The organism is Brachybacterium atlanticum (assembly GCF_025669985.1).
GTDB lineage: Bacteria > Actinomycetota > Actinomycetes > Actinomycetales > Dermabacteraceae > Brachybacterium > Brachybacterium conglomeratum.
In genome coordinates this window covers 60,655-77,764 of the sequence record NZ_JAKJJW010000013.1, presented here as the reverse complement: position 1 = coordinate 77,764, position 17,110 = coordinate 60,655, and the positions used below count along the sequence as shown (strand labels likewise).

Sequence of the window (17,110 nt, the reverse complement as noted above, 5' to 3'; positions counted from 1 at the left end):
CCAGTCTGTCACGCGCCGCCGGGCCGGATCCTGCTCTCGAGCGCGTCGATGTACAGGTCACCGGCCTGGGACCGGGTGATCAGCTCCCGCGCGGCAGGCACCGAGCCCCAGGTGTTCCACAGCGGCACGGCCTCCACCACGCCCTCGTCGAGACAGTGGACCACCGCGGCGCGGTGCTCCTCGCCCCGCAGCGCGGGACCCGCAGTCCACCACGGCAATCCCGTCCCCGGATGTGCGCCATCTCCCGCGGGGCGGATGGACCCTGCCGCACCGCCCCCGCACGTGCTTGGATGAGCGAGCACACCCGTCAGGACCGGAGGTCACCCCCATGGGACGCGAGATCGGCAGCACCGAGTACACCCGTTCCCAGCGCACCCGCTATCGGCGGGAGCTGCGACGGAATCTCGACCTCTTCGAGAGCTTCCTGGACACGGCCGAGTTCGTGGACGAAGGGACCGTCGGCGTCGAGCTGGAGATGAACCTCGCCGACCGCGACTCGATGGCCCCGGCGCTGATCGCGGACACCCTGCTGGAGGACCTCGGCGACGAGCAGTACGTCCACGAGATCGGCCGGTTCAACCTCGAGGCGAACCTCCCGGTGACCCATCCGACGGGGACCGGGCTGCGCGAGCTGGAGACGGCGCTCGGCGCCGCCGTCGACCGGGCCGACGAGGCGGCGCAGGCCCGCGGGGCGCGCGTGGTCCCCGTCGGCCACCTGCCCACGATCTCCGAGGACCTCTTCGCCGACGAGGCGTGGCGCGCCCCGGGCGCCCGCTACGAGGCGCTGGAGTCCAGCGTGATGGAGGCCCGCGGCGAGAAGATCACCCTGCGGATCGAGGGCGAGGGCCGCGGCGTGGACACCACCTTCGACTCGGTCGCGCCGGAGAGCGCGTGCACCTCGATGCAGCTGCACCTGCAGGTGCCGCCGGAGCAGTTCGCGGCCGCCTGGAACGCGGCGCAGGCGATCGCAGGCCCGCAGGTCGCGCTCGCCGCGAACTCCCCGTTCCTGCTGGGCAGGCGGCTGTGGCACGAGACCCGCATCCCCACCTTCGTGCAGGCGCTGGACACGCGCCCGCCCGAGTACGCGGCGCAGGGGGTGCGGCCGCGGGTGTGGTTCGGGGAGCGCTGGATCACCTCGATGTTCGACCTCTTCGAGGAGAACGTGCGCCTGTTCCCGGCGCTGATCCCCGAGTCGCGGGAGATGGCGGAGGAGCCGCTGCTGACCGATGGCCACTCCCCCCGCCTGCACGAGCTGATGCTCCACAACGGCACGGTGTGGCGCTGGAACCGGCCGATCTACGACCCCGGCACGGACCTGCCCCATCTGCGGCTGGAGAACCGCCTGCTGCCGGCCGGCCCGACTCCCGCGGACATGGCCGCGAACGCCGCGTTCTTCTACGGCATCGTCCGCTCGCTGGTGCACGAGCGCCGGCCGCTGTGGTCGCGGATGAGCTTCGAGCAGGCCGACGAGTCCTTCCAGCAGTGCGCGCGCTGGGGCCTCGAGGCGCGGGTGCGCTGGCCGAAGGTGGGCCGGGTGCGGGTCGCGGACCTCCTCCAGGAGCATCTGATCCCGCAGGCGATGCAGGGGCTGCGCGAGCTCGGCGCCGACGCACAGGTGATCGCCCGCTACCAGGAGATCCTCACTGAGCGCGCCCGCACGGGCCGCAACGGCGCCCGCTGGCAGATCGACACCGTCACCTCGCTCGAGCTGCGTGGCGGCACCCGTGAGCAGGCGCTCGCGGAGATGACCCGCCTCTATCGCGCCGCCGTCGACTCGGGTGAGCCGGTGCACGCCTGGCAGGTCCCGGCGCGCCAGCGGGGCTGACGGCCGGCACGACCACCAGGCGTCCACATCTCGGACAGCCGTCTCACAGGGCAGTACAGTGCTCCCATGAGCACCCAGACCCCCTCCCCCGCGCCCGCGAGCACCGCGCGCGCCTCGGAGGACCGCTCCGCGCGCATCGCGGTGACGGTCTTCCCCGCCCTGATCCTCGTCGCCGCGGCGATCGGCTTCCTCGCCCCGCCCGTGGGCCAGGCCCTTGCGCCGTTCACGAGCATCTACCTGGGCGTGATCATGTTCGCGATGGGACTCACCCTCACGCTCCCGGACTTCGCACTCGTCGTGCGCCGCCCGCTACCGGTGCTCATCGGCGTCGTGGCCCAGTACGTGATCATGCCGCTGATCGGGCTCGGGGTCTCGCTGCTGCTGCAGCTGCCCCCCGAGCTGGCCGTTGGCGTGATCCTCGTGGGCTGCGCCCCCGGCGGCACCAGCTCGAACGTGATCTGCTATCTCGCGAAGGCGGACACCGCACTGTCGGTGACGATGACCTCGATCTCGACCCTGCTCGCCCCGCTGTTCACCCCCCTGCTGACCCTCTGGCTCGCCGGCTCGTACCTCCCCGTGGACGCGGGCTCGATGGCGCTGTCGATCGTGCAGATGGTGCTGATCCCGGTGGTCGGCGGCCTGGTGGTGCGCCTGATCGCCGGGAAGCTCGTGGACCGGATCCTGCCGGCCCTGCCGTGGGTCTCCGTCGCCGGCATCTCGCTGGTCGTCGTCTCCGTGGTCTCCGGCTCGACCGAAGCGATCGTCTCCGCCGGAGCGATCGTGCTGCTGGCCGTGGTGCTGCACAACGGCCTCGGCTACCTGATCGGCTACTGGGCCGCCCGCCTGCTGCGCCAGGGCGAGCGCGCCGCCCGCACCACCTCCGTCGAGGTCGGGATGCAGAACTCGGGCCTCGCCGCGACGCTCGCCGCGGCGTCGTTCAGCCCGGCCGCCGCGCTGCCGGCCGCGATCTTCTCGATCTGGCACAACCTCTCCGGCGCGGTGCTGGCGATGTACTACCGCCGCAGCGCGGGACGCCACCAGGTCGACCCCGCCTGATCCTCGGACGGGTCGGGCGCCTCAGCGCGACACGTCCCGCCCGTCCTCCGGCAGCGCCGCCCGTGCGCTGCCGGTGCGGGCCGGCAGCGTCCCGGCATCGGGCGCCGTGTCGAGCTCGACCTCCTCGATGTCCTCGTAGATGTCGCTCATGACCGGCACCTCGGTGGTAAAGGTCGGCTCGACGACGTAGTCGTCGGTGTCGTACTCCTCGTCCTCCTCGCGCCGCTCGTACTCCTCGGGCGGCAGCACCTGCGCCCATTCGCGGGTGCGGATCTGCGGCAGCTCGCCGGCGTCCTCCTTCAGCGCGCGCAGCAGGGCGTACATCTGGAACCAGCCCATGATGAAGAACGGCAGGCCGACGAGGATGATCGTGGACTGCAGTGCGGTCAGACCGTCCTCGCCGGAGAACACCAGCAGCGTCGCGGTGATCAGCCCGATCGCGACGCCCCAGAAGATGCGCTGGCCCAGCGGGTTGTAGTCCTCGTGACCGTTGGCCATCGAGTCGGTGACCAGGGCCGCGGAGTCCACGGAGGTGACGAAGAAGATCACCACCACGATGATCGCGATCATCGAGACGAAGAACGCGGCCGGGTAGTTGTCCAGGAATGCGAACAGCGCGCCGGGGATGTCCCCGTCGCCCACGACGCGGTCCACGAGCCCGCCCTCGCCGCGCAGCTCGATGTCGAAGCTCGCGTAGCCGAAGATCCCGAACCAGATCACGGAGAAACCGGCCGGCACCGCGAGCACGCCGGAGACGAACTGGCGGATGGTGCGGCCCTTGGAGATGCGGGCGATGAAGATGCCCACGAAGGGCGACCAGGTGATGGTCCACGCCCAGTAGAAGACGGTCCAGGTGTTCTGCCAGCCGGAGTCGGCCTGGGTGTCGTTCCACAGCGCGAGCTCCGGCAGGGCGACCAGGTAGTTGCCGAAGGACTCCAGGGTCCCCTTGATGACGAAGAGGGTCGAGCCGCCGGCGACCAGCACGAACAGCAGCAGCAGCACGGCCATGACGATGTTGAGGTTGGAGAGGACCTTGATCCCCTTCTCCAGGCCGAGGGACACCGAGATCAGCGCCAGCCCGCTGACCACGCCGATGATGACGAGGTTCCATACCGCGTTCTCCGGGACCCCGAACAGCTGGTTGAGGCCGCCGTTGATCTGCAGGGTGCCCAGCCCCACCGAGACCGCGACCCCGAAGACGGTGCCGATGATCGCGATGATGTCGATGATCTTGCCGATCGGCCCGTGGATGCTCTCGCCGAGCAGCGGCTGGAAGATCGAGCTCACGCGCGGGGGCAGGTTCCGCTTGTGGATGAAGTAGGCGAAGCACAGGGCGGGCAGGGTGAAGATCGCCCAGGTGTGCAGTGTGAAGTGGTAGTAGGTGAAGTTCATGGCGTCCCGGGCGGCGGCCCAGGTGCCGGCTTCGAGGCCGAGCTCGGTGGCGCGCGGCGGGTCGCCGAAGTGGCTGATCGGCTCGGCGACGCCCCAGAACATCAGGATCGAGCCGATGCCGGCGGCGAAGAGCATGGCGAACCAGGCCGTGCCGGAGTGCTCGGGCGGCTCGTCGTCGGGGCCGAGCTTGACGCGGCCGAAGCGACCGACGGCGATGAAGATCAGGAACGCCAGGAACACGGTGACGCCGAGGATGTAGAACCATCCGAGGTTGGTCATCAGCCATTGCGAGGCGCTGTCGGTCGCCGCCCCCATCGGCTCGGTGAAGGCGATCGTGGCGATCACGAAGGCGAGGATGATCGCCGCCGAGCCGAAGAAGATCGTGGGGGAAGTGCGCAGTCGCAGCGCGTCGTGGAGTCTCGTCAGCACGGTGCTCGTCTCCTCCTCGGACGGCACCGTCGCTCGGGTCTCGCTCGTCGGTCGTGCCGCCGCAGGGTGGGCTGGTCGTCGGACGCTCACCAGTATGGCGGATCCTCGGCCCGGGGTCCGACGGGGAGTCCTCCCCATCGCGCCCCGCCCGGCCCCGGGATAGCGTGGTCCACGACGCTCCCGGCAGAGGTGGAGGACCTTCATGAGCACCCCGTACGGCATGCCGCCGACCCCGCCGACCGGAGCGCCCCCGCTCCCGCCCGCGAAGAGCCGCACCCCGCTGTACATCGCGCTGGCCTGCGGCTGCGTGCTCGTGCCGCTGCTGGTCGTCGCCGGCATCGGCGTCGGCCTCTATCTCGTCGGCCAGGACGGCGGCGAGGAGCCGACGTCGCCCCCGACCTCGATCGTGGACCCTCCCCCGAGCGAGGACCCCTCCGACGATCCCACCGACGACCCGAGCACTCCCACCTCGGAGGCGCCCACCGAGATCGAGACCGACCAGCCGGTGGACAAGCCCACCGAGGGCCCCTCGGCCGATGCCACCTCGCCGAGCGACGAGATCTTCACGCTGACGGTCTCGAAGCCCGAGGAGGGGACCACCCTCGAGCTGGGCGGCGAGACGAAGACCCCGGAGAACGACAAGTTCATCGGCGTGGCGGTGACGATCCAGAACAGCAGCTCTGAGTCCATCGGGCTCGGCGCCGACCGCTTCCGCCTCTACGACGACTCCGGCGCGGAGATCGACATCCGCTACGGGGCCTTCTCGACCTCCGGCCCGGAGATCTCGGCCGGCGAGGAGGCGGAGGCGCAGCTGTACGCCGACGTCCCCGAGAGCACGGTGCTCGCGGAGATCAGCTACACCGACGAGGTCGGCACCGGCGGCAGCGAGTTCCGCGTCCCCGTCGGCGGCTGAGAGCGCACCACCGTCACCACCAGCACCGTGAGCGCCGCGGCGACCGCCAGCATCGTCACCACCACGATCAGCGGCTCGCTGCGCAGCAGCTGCGGGATCAGCCGCACGGGCACCAGCGCCGCGAAGGCGAAGGCGCTGAGGGTCCCGAGATAGGAGCCGACCATGAAGCCGCGGTGCACCTCGACGCTCCCGCTGCGGATGCCGACGATCGCCGCGACGAGGCAGACGAGGGTCCAGACCGACAGCCCGTGCAGCCAGCTGAGCCCGTCGTCGATCATCCCGAAGCTCGACAGGCAGGTGACCACCATCGCCGCCGCCCACACGCCGCCGAGGATCCGGTGTGCGCGGTCGCGGCGCCGACGGAGGATCTGGAGGGGCCCGAGCAGCAGGATGACGAGGGCGGAGACGGCGTGGAGGGCGAGCATCGGCGTGAGAGCGTCCATGCGAGAGACGATAGTGTCGCTATCCACGCCGGCGCCATCAAGATAGTCGCTGGTCGGCGCACTATCCGAGGGGAGAACGGGTCATGCTCCTGCACGAGCTCGCGGAGGCGACGGGGGTCTCCGCCGCCTCGATCAAGTACTACCGGCGCGAGGGGCTGCTGCCGCCGGGCGCGCGGATCACGACGACCCGGCAGGACTACGGCCGTGCCCACGTCGAGCGCCTCGAGCTGATCCAGGTGCTGCGCGAGGTCGCTGGCGCCCCGATCGCGCGGATCGCGCGGGTGACGGCTCTGCTCGACGATCCCGACGTGCCGCTGATCGAGGTGCTCGCCGAGTCGCAGACCCTCGCCCTGGGCCTCGAGGATCCGACCGACGGGGAGAGCGCAGCGGGCGGGGAGGACGGGGCGCAGGCGGCGGGCGGCGAACATCCCTCGATCGCCCCGCTGCTCGCGCACCTGGGCTGGCCGGACGTCGACTCCGCCCCGCGCCGTGCGCTGGATCGGCTGCTGCGCTCCCTGGAGGAGTGGGAGGCGCCGACGGATCTGGGGATGCTGCTGCGCTACGCGGAGCCGATGGCGCAGATCGCCCGTTCGGACGTGGACTGGATGAGCACCGGGGCGGTGCCGGCGGGCACCGGGCCGTCCGTCTCGCAGGACGTGGCGGTGATGCGCGCGGTGGCGGGCGCGATCGCCTTCGACCGACTGGTCCGGCTGCTGCGTCTGCTGGGGCACGCGAGCTTCTCGATCCTCGATGCGATGCAGGTCAGCGAGGACTCCGGGGCGTCCGTGCCCCGGATTACCAGGGAATGAACAGCCTCGGCACAGTGCTTTTCCCGGCAGCGCGTGTTCACTGTTCTCAACGCGTCACCGGAGGAACCCGCTGACTGAGGAGGAGGCGGGATCCGCTGATCCGGGACGCGGGGGAAAGGGATGGCCCCGGCTCGTGGGGACGAGCCGGGGCACTTTCCTGTGCGGGCCTCTCAGCGCCGCAGGTCGATGCCGAAGACGCGTCGGATCTGCGCGACGGCGTGCCGGGTGAAGCGGCGGTCCGAGGGGGTCGAGGCGAACGGCAGCACGAGGCCGGGATGGTCGGGATGGGTGACGCGGCCGTGCGTCGCCCCGGGGGTGATGACGAACCCCGCCTGCTGCATGCGGCCCAGCAGCTCGCGGCGCGAGGTGGGGTGGCGCGTGCCCTGCCCGCCGCGGGTGGAGGGGCCGGCGGCGTCCTCGGCGATGTCGAGGGCGGGCTCGTACTCGTCGGGGCGCACGCTGAGCGCGTAGCGGGCGGAGAACAGGCCGATCACGGCGTTGTCCGCGCGGCGCACCTGCACGACGAGATCGCCGCGGAGGAAGTGGTCGCTGGTCCCGGCGTCGGCGGTCCACGCGTCCTCGGGGTCGGCGACGGCCTGCACGATCCGCTCGCCGTCGGCCCCGGTCACGCCGACGGCGCGGATGTCCTCGTCGCGGATCCGCAGGGGTCGTGGGAGCGGTCGGGGATCGTCCGCGTCGAGCGTGTGCACGGCATCGCTCGGAGCGGCCGACGCGGCCCGCGGCAGCGGGACCGTCCTGGCCCGTCGGCGGGGCAGCGGGGCGGAGGGCAGGTCGGCCTGCTCGGGCCGCGCGGCCGGGTCGGGCCGGCGCCCCGGCACGGCGGTCCAGTCCACGGGCCGCACGGAGCGGGCGGGGTCCCTGCGTCCGGCGAGCGCCTTCGGGCTCGGGACGGGTCGCTCGGGCCTGCTCGTCATCGGTCCCTCCTCCGCGTGCTCGTCATCGCCCACCGGCCGGGCTCCCCCGATGGTGCCACGAGGGCACCGGTCCGCTAGCGTGTCGCCCGTCTCGTCCCGTCCTGCCGTGAGGATCCCCGTGGCCGTCACCGTCGCCCGCCGTTCCCGCTCCGCACGCTTCGCCGCCGTGCTGGCCGCCGTGCTCCTCGCCGCCGGGTGCAGCGGATCCCCCGAGGAGGAGAGCTCCTCCCCCGCCGCCCAGGGCACGACCGCCGAGGAGCCCGCCGCCTCGGACGGGGACGACTCCGCCGGGGACGACTCCGCCGGGGGCGCCTCCGACGAGGGCGGGAAGACCGCGGCCGTCGTGCCGCAGGAGTCCTACGAGGTCACGCCCGCACCGGACGGCTTCGTCCCGCCGGAGCCCTGCACGGGCGAGGGCGCCTTCTACGCGGAGCTGGGAGGGGAGGCGAACCCGGGCCTGCCCGAGCGCGGCGGGGAGTCCCTCACCGTCTCCCTCGAGAGCATCGAGGGCGACAGCGCGCAGCTCATGGCGCAGGTCGGCGACAGCCCCGCCCGGGAGATCGGACCGATCACCCTGGGCGAGACCGTCGCCGTGGACCTGTGGACGCTGTCGGTGACGAGCGTGTGCGCCGACACCGAGCAGGTCGAGTTCGACCTCATCGACTGAGGCGCGACCTCCGCACCAGGGATGATGGGGGCATGACGGACCGCGCCCCTGCCCTGCACCGCTTCGACCTGGACGTCGTCGGGGCGGGGCTGCCCGTCGCCGCGGCACGGGAGGAGCTCGGGGCCGCGGCGCGGACGGGCGCGATGGTGGTCACCGCCCCGCCCGGCACGGGCAAGACGACACTGGTGCCGCCGCTGGTCGCGAACCTCGTCGGCGGACTGACCCTGGTCACCCAGCCGCGCCGGGTGGCGGTGCGCGCGGCCGCCCGCCGTCTCGCCTCCCTCGACGGCAGCCCGCTCGGCGGCCCCGTCGGCTTCACGGTCCGCGGCGAGCGGACGATCGGGAAGGGCACGGCCGTCGAGATGCTCACCCCGGGCGTGCTGCTGCGGCGACTGCTCGCCGATCCGGAGCTGCCGGGCGTCTCGGCGGTGGTGCTCGACGAGGTCCACGAGCGCTCCCTGGAGACGGACCTGCTGCTGGGGATGCTCGCCGAGACGCGGCAGCTGCGGGAGGACCTGCTGGTCGGGGCGATGTCGGCGACGCTCGACGCGCGGGCGGTCGCGGAGGTGCTGGACGGCGCGGCGATCGTGGAGGTGCCGAGCGCCCTGCACCCTCTGCGCACCGAGCACGCCCCCTCCCCGTCCCCGCGCCTGGACGCCCGCGGCGTCACCCGCGAGTTCCTGGACCATCTCGCCCGCACCGCGGCCCGCGCGCAGCGGGAGGAGGGCTGCGACGCCCTGGTCTTCGTGCCCGGCGCCCGCGAGGTCGACGAGACGGTCGCCCGCCTGCAGGGACTCGTCGACGGGGTCGAGGTCCTCCCCCTGCACGGCCGGCTGCCCGCCGCCCAGCAGGACCGCGCGACCGGCGGGCGCCGCGCCGGGGAGCCGCCCCGGATCGTGGTCTCCACCGCGCTCGCCGAATCCTCCCTCACGGTGCCCGGGGTGCATCTGGTGGTCGATGCGGGGCTGTCCCGCGAGGTGCGCCGGGATCGCGGGCGGGACATGTCGGGCCTGGTCACGGTCAGCGCCTCGCGGGCCGCGATCGAGCAGCGCGCCGGCCGTGCCGCCCGTCAGGGCCCGGGCCGGGCGGTGCGGGTGTTCTCCGAGGCGGAGCTCGCGGGGATGCCGGCCCAGTCCCCGCCGGAGATCACCGCCGCGGATCTCACCGACGCGGCGCTCTGGCTCGCCTGCTGGGGGACGCCGCGCGGGGAGGACCTGCCGCTGCTGACCCCGCCGCCGGCCGCGGAGATCCGCGCCGCCGAGGAGACGCTGCGGGCGCTGGGCCTGGTCGACGAGGAGGGCCGCCCCACCCCAGCCGGTCGCCGCACCGCGAAGCTCCCGGTCGGGGTGCGCGAGGCGCGGGCCCTGCTCGCGGGCGGGCCGTCGGCCACCGAGGTCGTCGCCGCGGTCTCCGACGACCACCGCCCCACGGGCGCCGATCTCCCCCACCTCCTCGCCGATCTCCGCGCAGGCCGTGCCCCCGGCGCCGACCGCTGGCGCCGGGAGCGCGACCGCCTCGCACGGCTGGCCGGCTCCGGCGGTGGCCCGGCCTCCCCCGGCGCCGTCCTCGCCCTCGCTCGCCCGGAGCGGATCGCGCGGCGGGTGGCCGACGGCTCCCGCTCCTATCTCCTCGCCTCCGGCACGCGGGCGGCCCTGCCCGAGGGCAGCGGCCTGCTCGGCGCGCCGTGGCTCGCGGTCTGGGAGGTCCAGCGCGCGGAGGGGCGGGCCGCCGACGGCACCGGCGCGGTGATCCGCGCCGCCGCCCCGCTCACGGAGGACGAGGCCCTCGACCTGGGCGCCGGTCTGCTCGTCGAGGAGCGCACGGTGCGGCTCGAGAACGGCACCGTCCGTGCCCGCCGCCGGCGTGCACTCGGTGCGATCGAGCTGTCCTCCACCCCGGTCGCGACGACGGCCGAGGACACGGTCCCGGCGGTGCTCTCCGTGGTCCGCGAGAGGGGCCTGGAGGCGCTGACCTGGTCGGACACCGCCCGCAGTCTGCGAGGCCGGCTCGCCCTGATCCACCGCGAGCTCGGTGACCCGTGGCCGGCGATGGACGAGGACGCACTCCTGGCCGCGCTCGAGACCTGGCTCGCCCCGCACGTGAGGGCCCGCCTGGACGGCATCGACCTGGTCTCGGCGCTGCGCACCCTGCTGCCCTGGCCGGAGGCGTCCGAGCTCGATGCCCTCGCCCCCGAGCGGCTCCCTGTCCCCTCGGGATCCACCGCCCGGATCGACTATCCCGCGCCGGACGAGGAGGGCGGCCGACCCGTCGTCGCGGTGAAGCTGCAGGAGCTGTTCGGCCTCGCCGAGACGCCGCAGCTGGTGCGGGGCAGGGTGCCGGTGCTCTTCCACCTGCTCTCCCCGGCCCGTCGGCCGCTCGCCGTCACGGACGACCTGCGCTCCTTCTGGGACGGGCCGTACCGGGAGGTGCGCAAGGAGATGCGGGGCCGCTATCCGAAGCACCCCTGGCCGGAGGATCCGTGGACGGCGCCGGCCACCGCGCGGACCACGGCGCGGCTCAGGTCGAGCTGACCGTCGTGACCACGGTGGCCGCGGCGGGAGAGGTCAGGCAACCTGCCCTGCAGGGAGCCGAGGGCCCGTGCGATCGTCGCACCCCGCCCCTGCTCCCGGGTGGGATCCAGCGGGCCTCTGGCACCATGAGGACCATGCGTCTGATCCGGACCCCGTCCCGCCTGTACCGTCTGCTGGCCCTGGCCGAGATGGTCACCTGGACCCTGCTGCTGCTCGGCATGCTGCTGAAGTACGCGCTGCAGGTCACCGAGGTGGGGGTGCGGATCGGCGGGAGCCTGCACGGCTTCGTGTTCCTGTCCTACGTGGTGGTGACGGTGCTGGTCGCGGTCGATCAGCGCTGGAGCCTCGGGCGCCTGGCGATGGGCCTGGGCTCCGCCCTGATCCCCTATCTCACCGTCCCCTTCGAGCGCTGGGCGCACCGGAAGGGCCTGCTCGGGGACTACTGGCGGCTGCGCGAGGACGTCCCGCGCTCGTTCCCGGAGAAGGTGGTCGCCCTCGCGCTGCGCCGCCCGCTGCTCGCCGGCGTGATCGCGATCGTCGTGGTCGCGGTGGTGTTCTCGGTGCTGCTGCAGCTGGGCCAGCCCACGGAGTGGTTCGCCTGATCAGCCCGGCGAACGGGGTCAGCGCGGCCTGATGAGCGGGTCGATCCGCACGCTCCCGCCGCCGCGCAGGTGCAGCCGGCCCAGGTGCGTGACGGGCACCGCCTCCGCCAGGCGCGGCACCTGTGGCTGATCCGGCTCCGGCGGCAGCGCCTCCCCGAAGCACACCCCGCAGCCCAGCATCGCGACGGCCTGCGCACGCCGCGCCTCCCAGTCGAGCTGCGCCTCCTGCGAGGCACGGATCCAGGGGCCGCCGACGGGCCGGCAGGGCCCGCAGCCGTCCTCGCCCTGCAGCGGGCACTGCGCAGGCCGGGCCGTGACCTGCAGCGGGAGCCCCTCCAGCACGGGGACCCGCGGGTCCGCGCCGGTGGGGTGGACGTCGAGCCCGTCCGGCCCGATCCGCAGCACCGCCACCTGTCCGAGCTCCCGCGCGGCCGCCAGCGCGCTCTCGAGCGCCTGGTCCGGATGGGCGCCCAGCAGGTCCTCGCGCGTCGCGACGGCCGGCTCGTACCACTCCCGGCGAGGGCCGACGAGCGCTCCGCGACCGACGATCCCGCCCCTCGCCCGCAGCGCCGTCGCCACGGCGGGGACGCGGAACCAGCCCCAGCGCGGGGAGAGCGGACGCCGCCGAGGAGCCCCGATCGGAGCCCCGACCTCCGCCCCTTCCCGGCTGGGACGGGCCGGCGCAGCGCTCTCGCCCTGCACCTCCTCGGGCGGTCGCCGGCCGGACAGGTCGCCGACCAGCCCCACGCCCGCCTCCTCCACCGGCAGCACGGGCCCGAGAGCGGGCACCACCAGCCAGGCGTGCTCGAGCACGAGCGGCGGCCGTGCGGCGAGCGTGCGGCGCACCGTCTCCCGCGCCGGAGGCACCGTCGGCTCCCGCCGCCGGAATCCCTCGGCCGGCGCGCCGTCGGGCGCGGTGTCCGTCGGCCCCGTGTCCACCCGTGCCGTCACCGCCCCGACCCCGGGCAGGGACAGCTCGACGAGCTGGTCGCGCCAGGTCGCCGCGTGGTCGTCGAGATGCATGCGAATCACCTTCCGAGAAGGGCCCGCGGAGGCCCCGGGCCATCTGACCGGATGGGCGGACGCCCCCGGCCGGGTCTTCCTCGACGGGCACCGGGTTCGGTTCCGGTTGCCGCGCGGCCTCTGTCGAGGGAGTCCGGCCGCGTCTCGTGACCCGTCGGCGACGGTAGCGCGGGGGTGCGACAGCCGACGGCCGGGCTCGTAGACTCCTGGGGTGCGGTGCCACCACTTCGACTCCGGCGCGTGCAGGTCCTGCACGCTGCTGGACCTCCCCCGCCCACGGCAGGTCGCCCGCGGCCGCGAGCGCGTCGAGCAGCTGCTCGCCCCGCATCTCGCGCCGGGCACGATCTGGTCGGAGCCGATCGTCGGCGCGGAGCAGGGCTTCCGCGCCCGCGGGAAGATGGCCGTCGGCGGCACCGCCCAGGTGCCGCTGCTGACCCTGCCCGGGCAGTCCGCGGGCACCGACCTGTGCGACTGCCCCCTCTACCCGGACGGGGTCGAGGAGGTGCTCGAGGGGGCGAAGGCCCTGATCCGTCGGGCGCAGATCCCGCCCTATGACGTCGCCCGCCGCCGCGGCGAGATCAAGAACGTGCTGGTCACCAGCTCCCCGGACGGGGAGCATCTGCTGCGCTTCGTGCTGCGCAGCACCGCGGCGCTGGAGCGGCTGCGGGAGCACCTGCCGCGGCTGCTCGAGGCGCATCCCTCGGTCGTGTCGGTCAGCGCGAACATCCACCCCGAGCACACCACGCGCGTCGAGGGCGAGGAGGAGATCCCGCTGGCCGGGGCCGGTCGTCTCGCCGTGCGCACCGGGGACGTCACGCTGTTCTCCCGCCCGCAGTCCTTCCTGCAGACCCACACCGAGGTCGCCGGCGCCCTGTACCGCCAGGGCGCGGAGTGGGCGGGCGAGATCGCGGGGGCGCGGGCAGACCAGGAGACGGGCCCCGGCCTGCGGATCTGGGACCTGTACTGCGGTCTCGGCGGCTTCGCCCTGCATCTCGCCCTCGCCCTCCCCGCCGCGCGGGTCACCGGGGTGGAGGTCTCCGCCCAGGCGATCGACGGGGCGCGCGAGGGCGCGGAGGCCGCGGGCGCCCGGGTCCGCTTCCTCGCGGCCGACGCGACCGCCTGGGCCATCGAGGAGGCCGCCGGCCCCGCAGGCCCGCCCGATATCGTCGTGGTGAACCCGCCGCGCCGCGGCCTCGGGCCGGAGCTCGCCGGCTGGCTCGAGCGCTCCGGGGTCCGCGACGTCCTCTACTCCAGCTGCAATCCGGCGAGCCTGGCCGACGACCTCGCCGCGATGCCCTCGGTGCGCATCGTCGCCGGCCGCTACGTCGACATGTTCCCCCACACCGAGCACGCCGAGGTGATCGTGCGTCTGCGACGCATCGCCCCCGGCGAGGAAGGCCTCTCATGACTCCCACCCCCACCGCCCAGCTGACCGCCGTGACCCGCACGGTCACCCCTGCGAAGACCGGGAACACGGTCGCCCTCTCCCAGACCTTCGACGCCGCCCCCGAGCAGCTCTGGGAGGCGCTGACCACGGCCGAGCGGCTCGCCCGCTGGTTCGGCACCGCCAGCGGCGACGTGGTCCCCGGCGGGCGCTACGAGCTGCCCGAGATGGAGACCAGCGGCCGCCTGGTCGAGGTCGAACCGCCGCATCGTCTGCTGCTGACCTGGGAGTTCGGGAAGAGCTCGAGCGATCTGGAGCTGCTGATCACGGCGGCGGAGGAGGGGACGGACGGCGACGGCGGGGGCAGCACCCTCACCCTGCGCCACACCGTCCCCGCCGACGCGCACTGGGCGACCTTCGGCCCCGCCGCCACGGGCTGCGGCTGGGACGCGGCGCTGTACGCGCTGGCCCAGCACCTCGAGGATCCGGGCAAGGACCTGATGCGTCGCCTGGGCAGCTTCGCCGGCTCCCCCGACGGCGCGGAGTTCACGCGCGCCACGGCCGAGGCCTGGTACGAGGCGCACGTCGCCGGGGGCGCGGACCGCAAGCCTGCCCGCAAGGCCTCGGTGCGCACCGCCGCCGCCTATCTCGGCGAGGAGATCGAGACCGAGTGAGCGCCTTCGTGGAGGTGCTCTCCCTCGGCGGCACCATCTTCATGACCGAGGACGCCCGCGGCGAGAGCGCCCGCCCGGACCACGACACGGGGGCGCGGCTGCTCGCCGCCGTCGGCGGGGACGTCGAGCTGCGGCCCCGAGCGCTCGCGAACATCTCCTCCTCCGATGTGCGCCCGCACCACCTGCGCGCCGTGCTGGAGAGTGCGCGAGCCGCGGTCGATTCCGGCGCGGCCGGCGTGGTGCTCACCCACGGCACCGACACCCTCGAGGAGACGGCGTTCCTGCTCAACCGGTTCTGGGACCGGGAGGCGCCGCTGGTGGTGACCGGGGCGATGCGTCCGGCGAGCGCGCCCGGCGCCGACGGGCCCGCGAACCTCCGCGACGCGGTCCGCGCGGCGACCGCTCCGTCGGCCCGCGGCCTGGGCGTGCTGGTCGTGTTCGACGCCCACGCGCATCTCGCGGACCGGGTCGTGAAGGCCTCGTCCCGCGGGGTCTCGGCCTTCGCCTCGGAGCCCTCGGGGCCGCTCGCGATCGTCGGCGGGGAGGACCTGCGCCTCCTCCATCTCCCGCTGCCGCGTCCGGCCCGTTCCGGCGGACTCCCGCCGGACCGCTTCCCGGCGGTGCCGCTGCTCACCGCGGGCCTCGACGAGGACCTCGCGCTGCTGGACCACCTCCCCGCCGAGGCGCTGGCGGGGCTGGTGATCGACGGGGTCGGGATGGGGCACGTCTCCCCCTCCGCGATGCCGCGCCTGCGTCGCCTGCTGGGCGAGAGGGTGCCTGTCGTGGTCGCGGCGCGGCCCTTCGGCGGCGGCACCTCCACGCACCACTACGGCTATCCCGGCTCCGAGGTGGACCTGCTGAATGCGGGCGCCGTGATGGCCGGGCTGCTGCCCGCCCCGAAGGCCCGCCTGCTGCTGCAGGTGCTGCTGGCCTCCGGGGCGTCGGCCGACGGCATCCGCGCGGCCTTCGAGGCCTACGCGTCCTGACGCACCGCGTCCTGGTGCACGGGCGCGGGCCGCAGGATCTCCTCGAGCACGCGGCCGTCGGCGTCCGGGATCTCGAGGCCGAGCAGGTGCGCGAAGGTGACGGCCTCGTCGGTGACGGTGCAGCGGGTGATGCGGAGCCCGGGCTCGATGCTGGGTCCGGTCATCGCGAACACGGCCTGGATGTCCTGTTCGGGGAGGTGTCCGTGCTGGGAGAGCAGGAACTCGTACTCGGGGTCGAAGCGGTCGATCAGCCAGCGGCCGTCCCAGAGGTTCTGGAAGGCGGTGCCGCTGACCCCTTCGAGGATGCCGAGGAAGGGGCCTGACCAGCCGTAGTCCTCGTGCATGTCGGTCAGCGGGTGGAAGGCCTGGACGGGCACCTCGGGGTCGGCGACCCAGTCCTCGACCAGGGCGAGCACCTTCTCGCGCGTGGTCTCGTCGGCCTCGGGGTGCAGGTGGAGCTGGCCGGTGAGACCGCAGCCGTGCACCCAGGCGTCCCAGCTGCTGACCTCGCCGTCGGCGTCGAGGCGCACGAAGCCCTGCCGGGCCAGGAGCGCGTTGGCGCGCAGCACGCGCCCCACCTCGACGTGGCCGTGGTCGGAGACGATCGCGATGTCGGTCTCGGCGGCGGTGCCGGCGTCCTCGAGGGCGGCGAGGAGCTCGCCGAGCCAGCCGTCGACCCGCTCGAACGCCTCCTTGACCTCGGCGGTGAAGCGGCCGGTGGCGTGGCGGGCGGAGTCGACGTCGACGAGGTGGAGGAAGAGCACGTCGGGCGCGTCGGTGCGGAGGATGTCGGCGGCGACGGCGGTGTTGAAGCGGCCGAAGCGGTGCTTGCGGTCCCAGCCGATCTCGTGCGCATGGCGGTCGACGTACTCGCGGCCGCGCAGGGTGGCGGCCTCACGCAGCACGGCGAGGGTGGGCTCGAGGCCGGCGCGGTCCCAGATCTCGGGGACGGCGATGTCGAGCGAGGGCGACCAGCCGGTGGCGGGCCAGCCGACGGCGGCGGTGGTCAGGCCCTGCTCCTTGGCGAGGTCGAAGAGGGTGGGGCAGGCGATGTCGCGGGCGTCCCAGAACCAGTCGGGGATCCGCTCCCCGGGGGTGACCTTCTCGTTGGCGTAGATGCCGTGGCCGTCGGCGGTGCGGCCGGTGGTCTGCGAGGTGTGGTTCGGGTAGGTGACGGACGGGTAGATCGCCTCGGCGCTGCCCCAGCTGCCCTCGAGGATCCGGGCGAAGTGCGGGAGGGTGCGGGCGAAGGGCACGTCCACGACGCTCATCGCGTCGACGGAGATGACCAGGAGGCGTCGTCGGGGGCGGGCGGTCTCGGTCATGGCGGGGCTCCTCCGGGCAGGTGATCGTGGCGCCCTCACGCTAGGAGGCGCTCGTCTCCGCCTCCGGTCGCGGCGGTGAACCGCGGGCGAACAGCACGGTCGGCGCCGTTCATGGT

At 73.9% G+C, this 17,110-nt stretch carries 16 protein-coding genes; 10 read left to right on the top strand and 6 right to left on the bottom strand.

All coding sequences use genetic code 11. The features are described 5' to 3' along the window. Positions 1-8: 8 nt before the first annotated feature. Entirely contained in the window at positions 9-218 is a 210-nt protein-coding gene (locus L3K22_RS08530) for a hypothetical protein (protein WP_263310992.1), read from the bottom strand. A 110-nt stretch (positions 219-328) separates the two neighbouring features. Here L3K22_RS08530 and L3K22_RS08525 point away from each other — a divergent pair, with 110 nt between their 5' ends. After that, entirely contained in the window at positions 329-1,825 is a 1,497-nt protein-coding gene (locus L3K22_RS08525) for a glutamate-cysteine ligase family protein (protein ID WP_263310991.1), read from the top strand. 66 nt (positions 1,826-1,891) lie between these two features. After that, on the top strand, positions 1,892-2,881 hold the full coding sequence (locus L3K22_RS08520) for a bile acid:sodium symporter family protein (protein WP_263310990.1): 990 nt from the start codon (positions 1,892-1,894) through the stop codon (positions 2,879-2,881). Between the two features lie 21 nt (positions 2,882-2,902). Here the strand turns inward: L3K22_RS08520 and L3K22_RS08515 are convergent, their stop codons facing one another. Further along, positions 2,903-4,702, bottom strand: coding sequence for a BCCT family transporter (locus tag L3K22_RS08515; protein WP_263310989.1), 1,800 nt, complete (start codon positions 4,700-4,702; stop codon positions 2,903-2,905). A 202-nt stretch (positions 4,703-4,904) separates the two neighbouring features. Here L3K22_RS08515 and L3K22_RS08510 point away from each other — a divergent pair, with 202 nt between their 5' ends. Further along, positions 4,905-5,615 (top strand): DUF4352 domain-containing protein, encoded by a 711-nt coding sequence (locus L3K22_RS08510; protein ID WP_263310988.1) that lies wholly within the window; start codon positions 4,905-4,907, stop codon positions 5,613-5,615. Here the strand turns inward: L3K22_RS08510 and L3K22_RS08505 are convergent. After that, the gene (locus L3K22_RS08505; RefSeq protein ID WP_263310987.1) at positions 5,558-6,058 is read right to left on the bottom strand and encodes a DUF2306 domain-containing protein; all 501 of its coding nucleotides are present in this window, start codon (positions 6,056-6,058) and stop codon (positions 5,558-5,560) included. The genes L3K22_RS08510 and L3K22_RS08505 overlap by 58 nt on opposite strands. 83 nt (positions 6,059-6,141) lie before the next feature. Between L3K22_RS08505 and L3K22_RS08500 the strand changes: the two genes are divergently transcribed. Beyond that, entirely contained in the window at positions 6,142-6,867 is a 726-nt protein-coding gene (locus tag L3K22_RS08500; RefSeq protein WP_263310986.1) for a MerR family transcriptional regulator, read from the top strand. A gap of 170 nt (positions 6,868-7,037) precedes the next feature. Here L3K22_RS08500 and L3K22_RS08495 read toward each other — a convergent pair whose 3' ends face one another. Continuing rightward, the gene (locus tag L3K22_RS08495) at positions 7,038-7,802 is read right to left on the bottom strand and encodes a hypothetical protein (protein WP_263310985.1); all 765 of its coding nucleotides are present in this window, start codon (positions 7,800-7,802) and stop codon (positions 7,038-7,040) included. Positions 7,803-7,908: 106 nt separating this feature from the next. On the opposite strand from L3K22_RS08495, the gene L3K22_RS08490 reads away from it, so the two are divergent. The 3 genes from L3K22_RS08490 (at position 7,909) to L3K22_RS08480 (ending at position 11,602) form a co-directional block, all read left to right on the top strand. Beyond that, positions 7,909-8,469: a hypothetical protein gene (locus L3K22_RS08490; RefSeq protein WP_263310984.1), complete on the top strand. Its 561-nt coding sequence runs from the start codon at positions 7,909-7,911 to the stop codon at positions 8,467-8,469. A 32-nt stretch (positions 8,470-8,501) separates the two neighbouring features. Next, positions 8,502-11,000, top strand: coding sequence for an ATP-dependent helicase HrpB (gene hrpB, locus L3K22_RS08485; RefSeq protein ID WP_263310983.1), 2,499 nt, complete (start codon positions 8,502-8,504; stop codon positions 10,998-11,000). Positions 11,001-11,134: 134 nt separating this feature from the next. Then, on the top strand, positions 11,135-11,602 hold the full coding sequence (locus tag L3K22_RS08480; RefSeq protein WP_263310982.1) for a DUF3817 domain-containing protein: 468 nt from the start codon (positions 11,135-11,137) through the stop codon (positions 11,600-11,602). Between the two features lie 18 nt (positions 11,603-11,620). Here the strand turns inward: L3K22_RS08480 and L3K22_RS08475 are convergent, their stop codons facing one another. Beyond that, positions 11,621-12,625 (bottom strand): hypothetical protein, encoded by a 1,005-nt coding sequence (locus L3K22_RS08475; RefSeq protein ID WP_263310981.1) that lies wholly within the window; start codon positions 12,623-12,625, stop codon positions 11,621-11,623. Between the two features lie 211 nt (positions 12,626-12,836). Between L3K22_RS08475 and rlmC the strand changes: the two genes are divergently transcribed. From rlmC to L3K22_RS08460, 3 genes are read left to right on the top strand one after another with little or no spacing between them, the layout of a single operon-like run. Further along, the gene (gene rlmC / locus L3K22_RS08470; RefSeq protein WP_263310980.1) at positions 12,837-14,033 is read left to right on the top strand and encodes a 23S rRNA (uracil(747)-C(5))-methyltransferase RlmC; all 1,197 of its coding nucleotides are present in this window, start codon (positions 12,837-12,839) and stop codon (positions 14,031-14,033) included. Then, positions 14,030-14,683: an SRPBCC domain-containing protein gene (locus tag L3K22_RS08465; protein ID WP_263310979.1), complete on the top strand. Its 654-nt coding sequence runs from the start codon at positions 14,030-14,032 to the stop codon at positions 14,681-14,683. The genes rlmC and L3K22_RS08465 overlap by 4 nt, the downstream gene beginning before the upstream one ends. Next, positions 14,680-15,669 carry an asparaginase gene (locus L3K22_RS08460; protein WP_263310978.1) on the top strand — a complete coding sequence of 330 codons (990 nt, stop codon included), beginning with the start codon at positions 14,680-14,682 and terminating at the stop codon, positions 15,667-15,669. Before L3K22_RS08465 ends, L3K22_RS08460 begins: the two co-directional genes overlap by 4 nt. Here L3K22_RS08460 and L3K22_RS08455 read toward each other — a convergent pair. After that, positions 15,657-16,994, bottom strand: a complete 1,338-nt coding sequence (locus L3K22_RS08455) for an alkaline phosphatase family protein (RefSeq protein ID WP_263310977.1) — start codon at positions 16,992-16,994, stop codon at positions 15,657-15,659. The genes L3K22_RS08460 and L3K22_RS08455 overlap by 13 nt on opposite strands. Between the last annotated feature and the right edge of the window lie 116 nt (positions 16,995-17,110).

Excerpts from the sequence above, each read along its gene's own strand:
- L3K22_RS08525 (WP_263310991.1), top strand. The coding sequence starts at position 329 with ATGGGACGCGAGATCGGCAGCACCGAGTACACCCGTTCCCAGCGCACC.
- L3K22_RS08520 (WP_263310990.1), top strand. The coding sequence starts at position 1,892 with ATGAGCACCCAGACCCCCTCCCCCGCGCCCGCGAGCACCGCGCGCGCC.
- L3K22_RS08510 (WP_263310988.1), top strand. The coding sequence starts at position 4,905 with ATGAGCACCCCGTACGGCATGCCGCCGACCCCGCCGACCGGAGCGCCC.
- L3K22_RS08505 (WP_263310987.1), bottom strand. The coding sequence starts at position 6,058 with ATGGACGCTCTCACGCCGATGCTCGCCCTCCACGCCGTCTCCGCCCTC.
- L3K22_RS08500 (WP_263310986.1), top strand. The coding sequence starts at position 6,142 with ATGCTCCTGCACGAGCTCGCGGAGGCGACGGGGGTCTCCGCCGCCTCG.
- L3K22_RS08495 (WP_263310985.1), bottom strand. The coding sequence starts at position 7,802 with ATGACGAGCAGGCCCGAGCGACCCGTCCCGAGCCCGAAGGCGCTCGCC.
- hrpB (WP_263310983.1), top strand. The coding sequence starts at position 8,502 with ATGACGGACCGCGCCCCTGCCCTGCACCGCTTCGACCTGGACGTCGTC.
- L3K22_RS08480 (WP_263310982.1), top strand. The coding sequence starts at position 11,135 with ATGCGTCTGATCCGGACCCCGTCCCGCCTGTACCGTCTGCTGGCCCTG.
- L3K22_RS08475 (WP_263310981.1), bottom strand. The coding sequence starts at position 12,625 with ATGCATCTCGACGACCACGCGGCGACCTGGCGCGACCAGCTCGTCGAG.
- L3K22_RS08465 (WP_263310979.1), top strand. The coding sequence starts at position 14,030 with ATGACTCCCACCCCCACCGCCCAGCTGACCGCCGTGACCCGCACGGTC.
- L3K22_RS08455 (WP_263310977.1), bottom strand. The coding sequence starts at position 16,994 with ATGACCGAGACCGCCCGCCCCCGACGACGCCTCCTGGTCATCTCCGTC.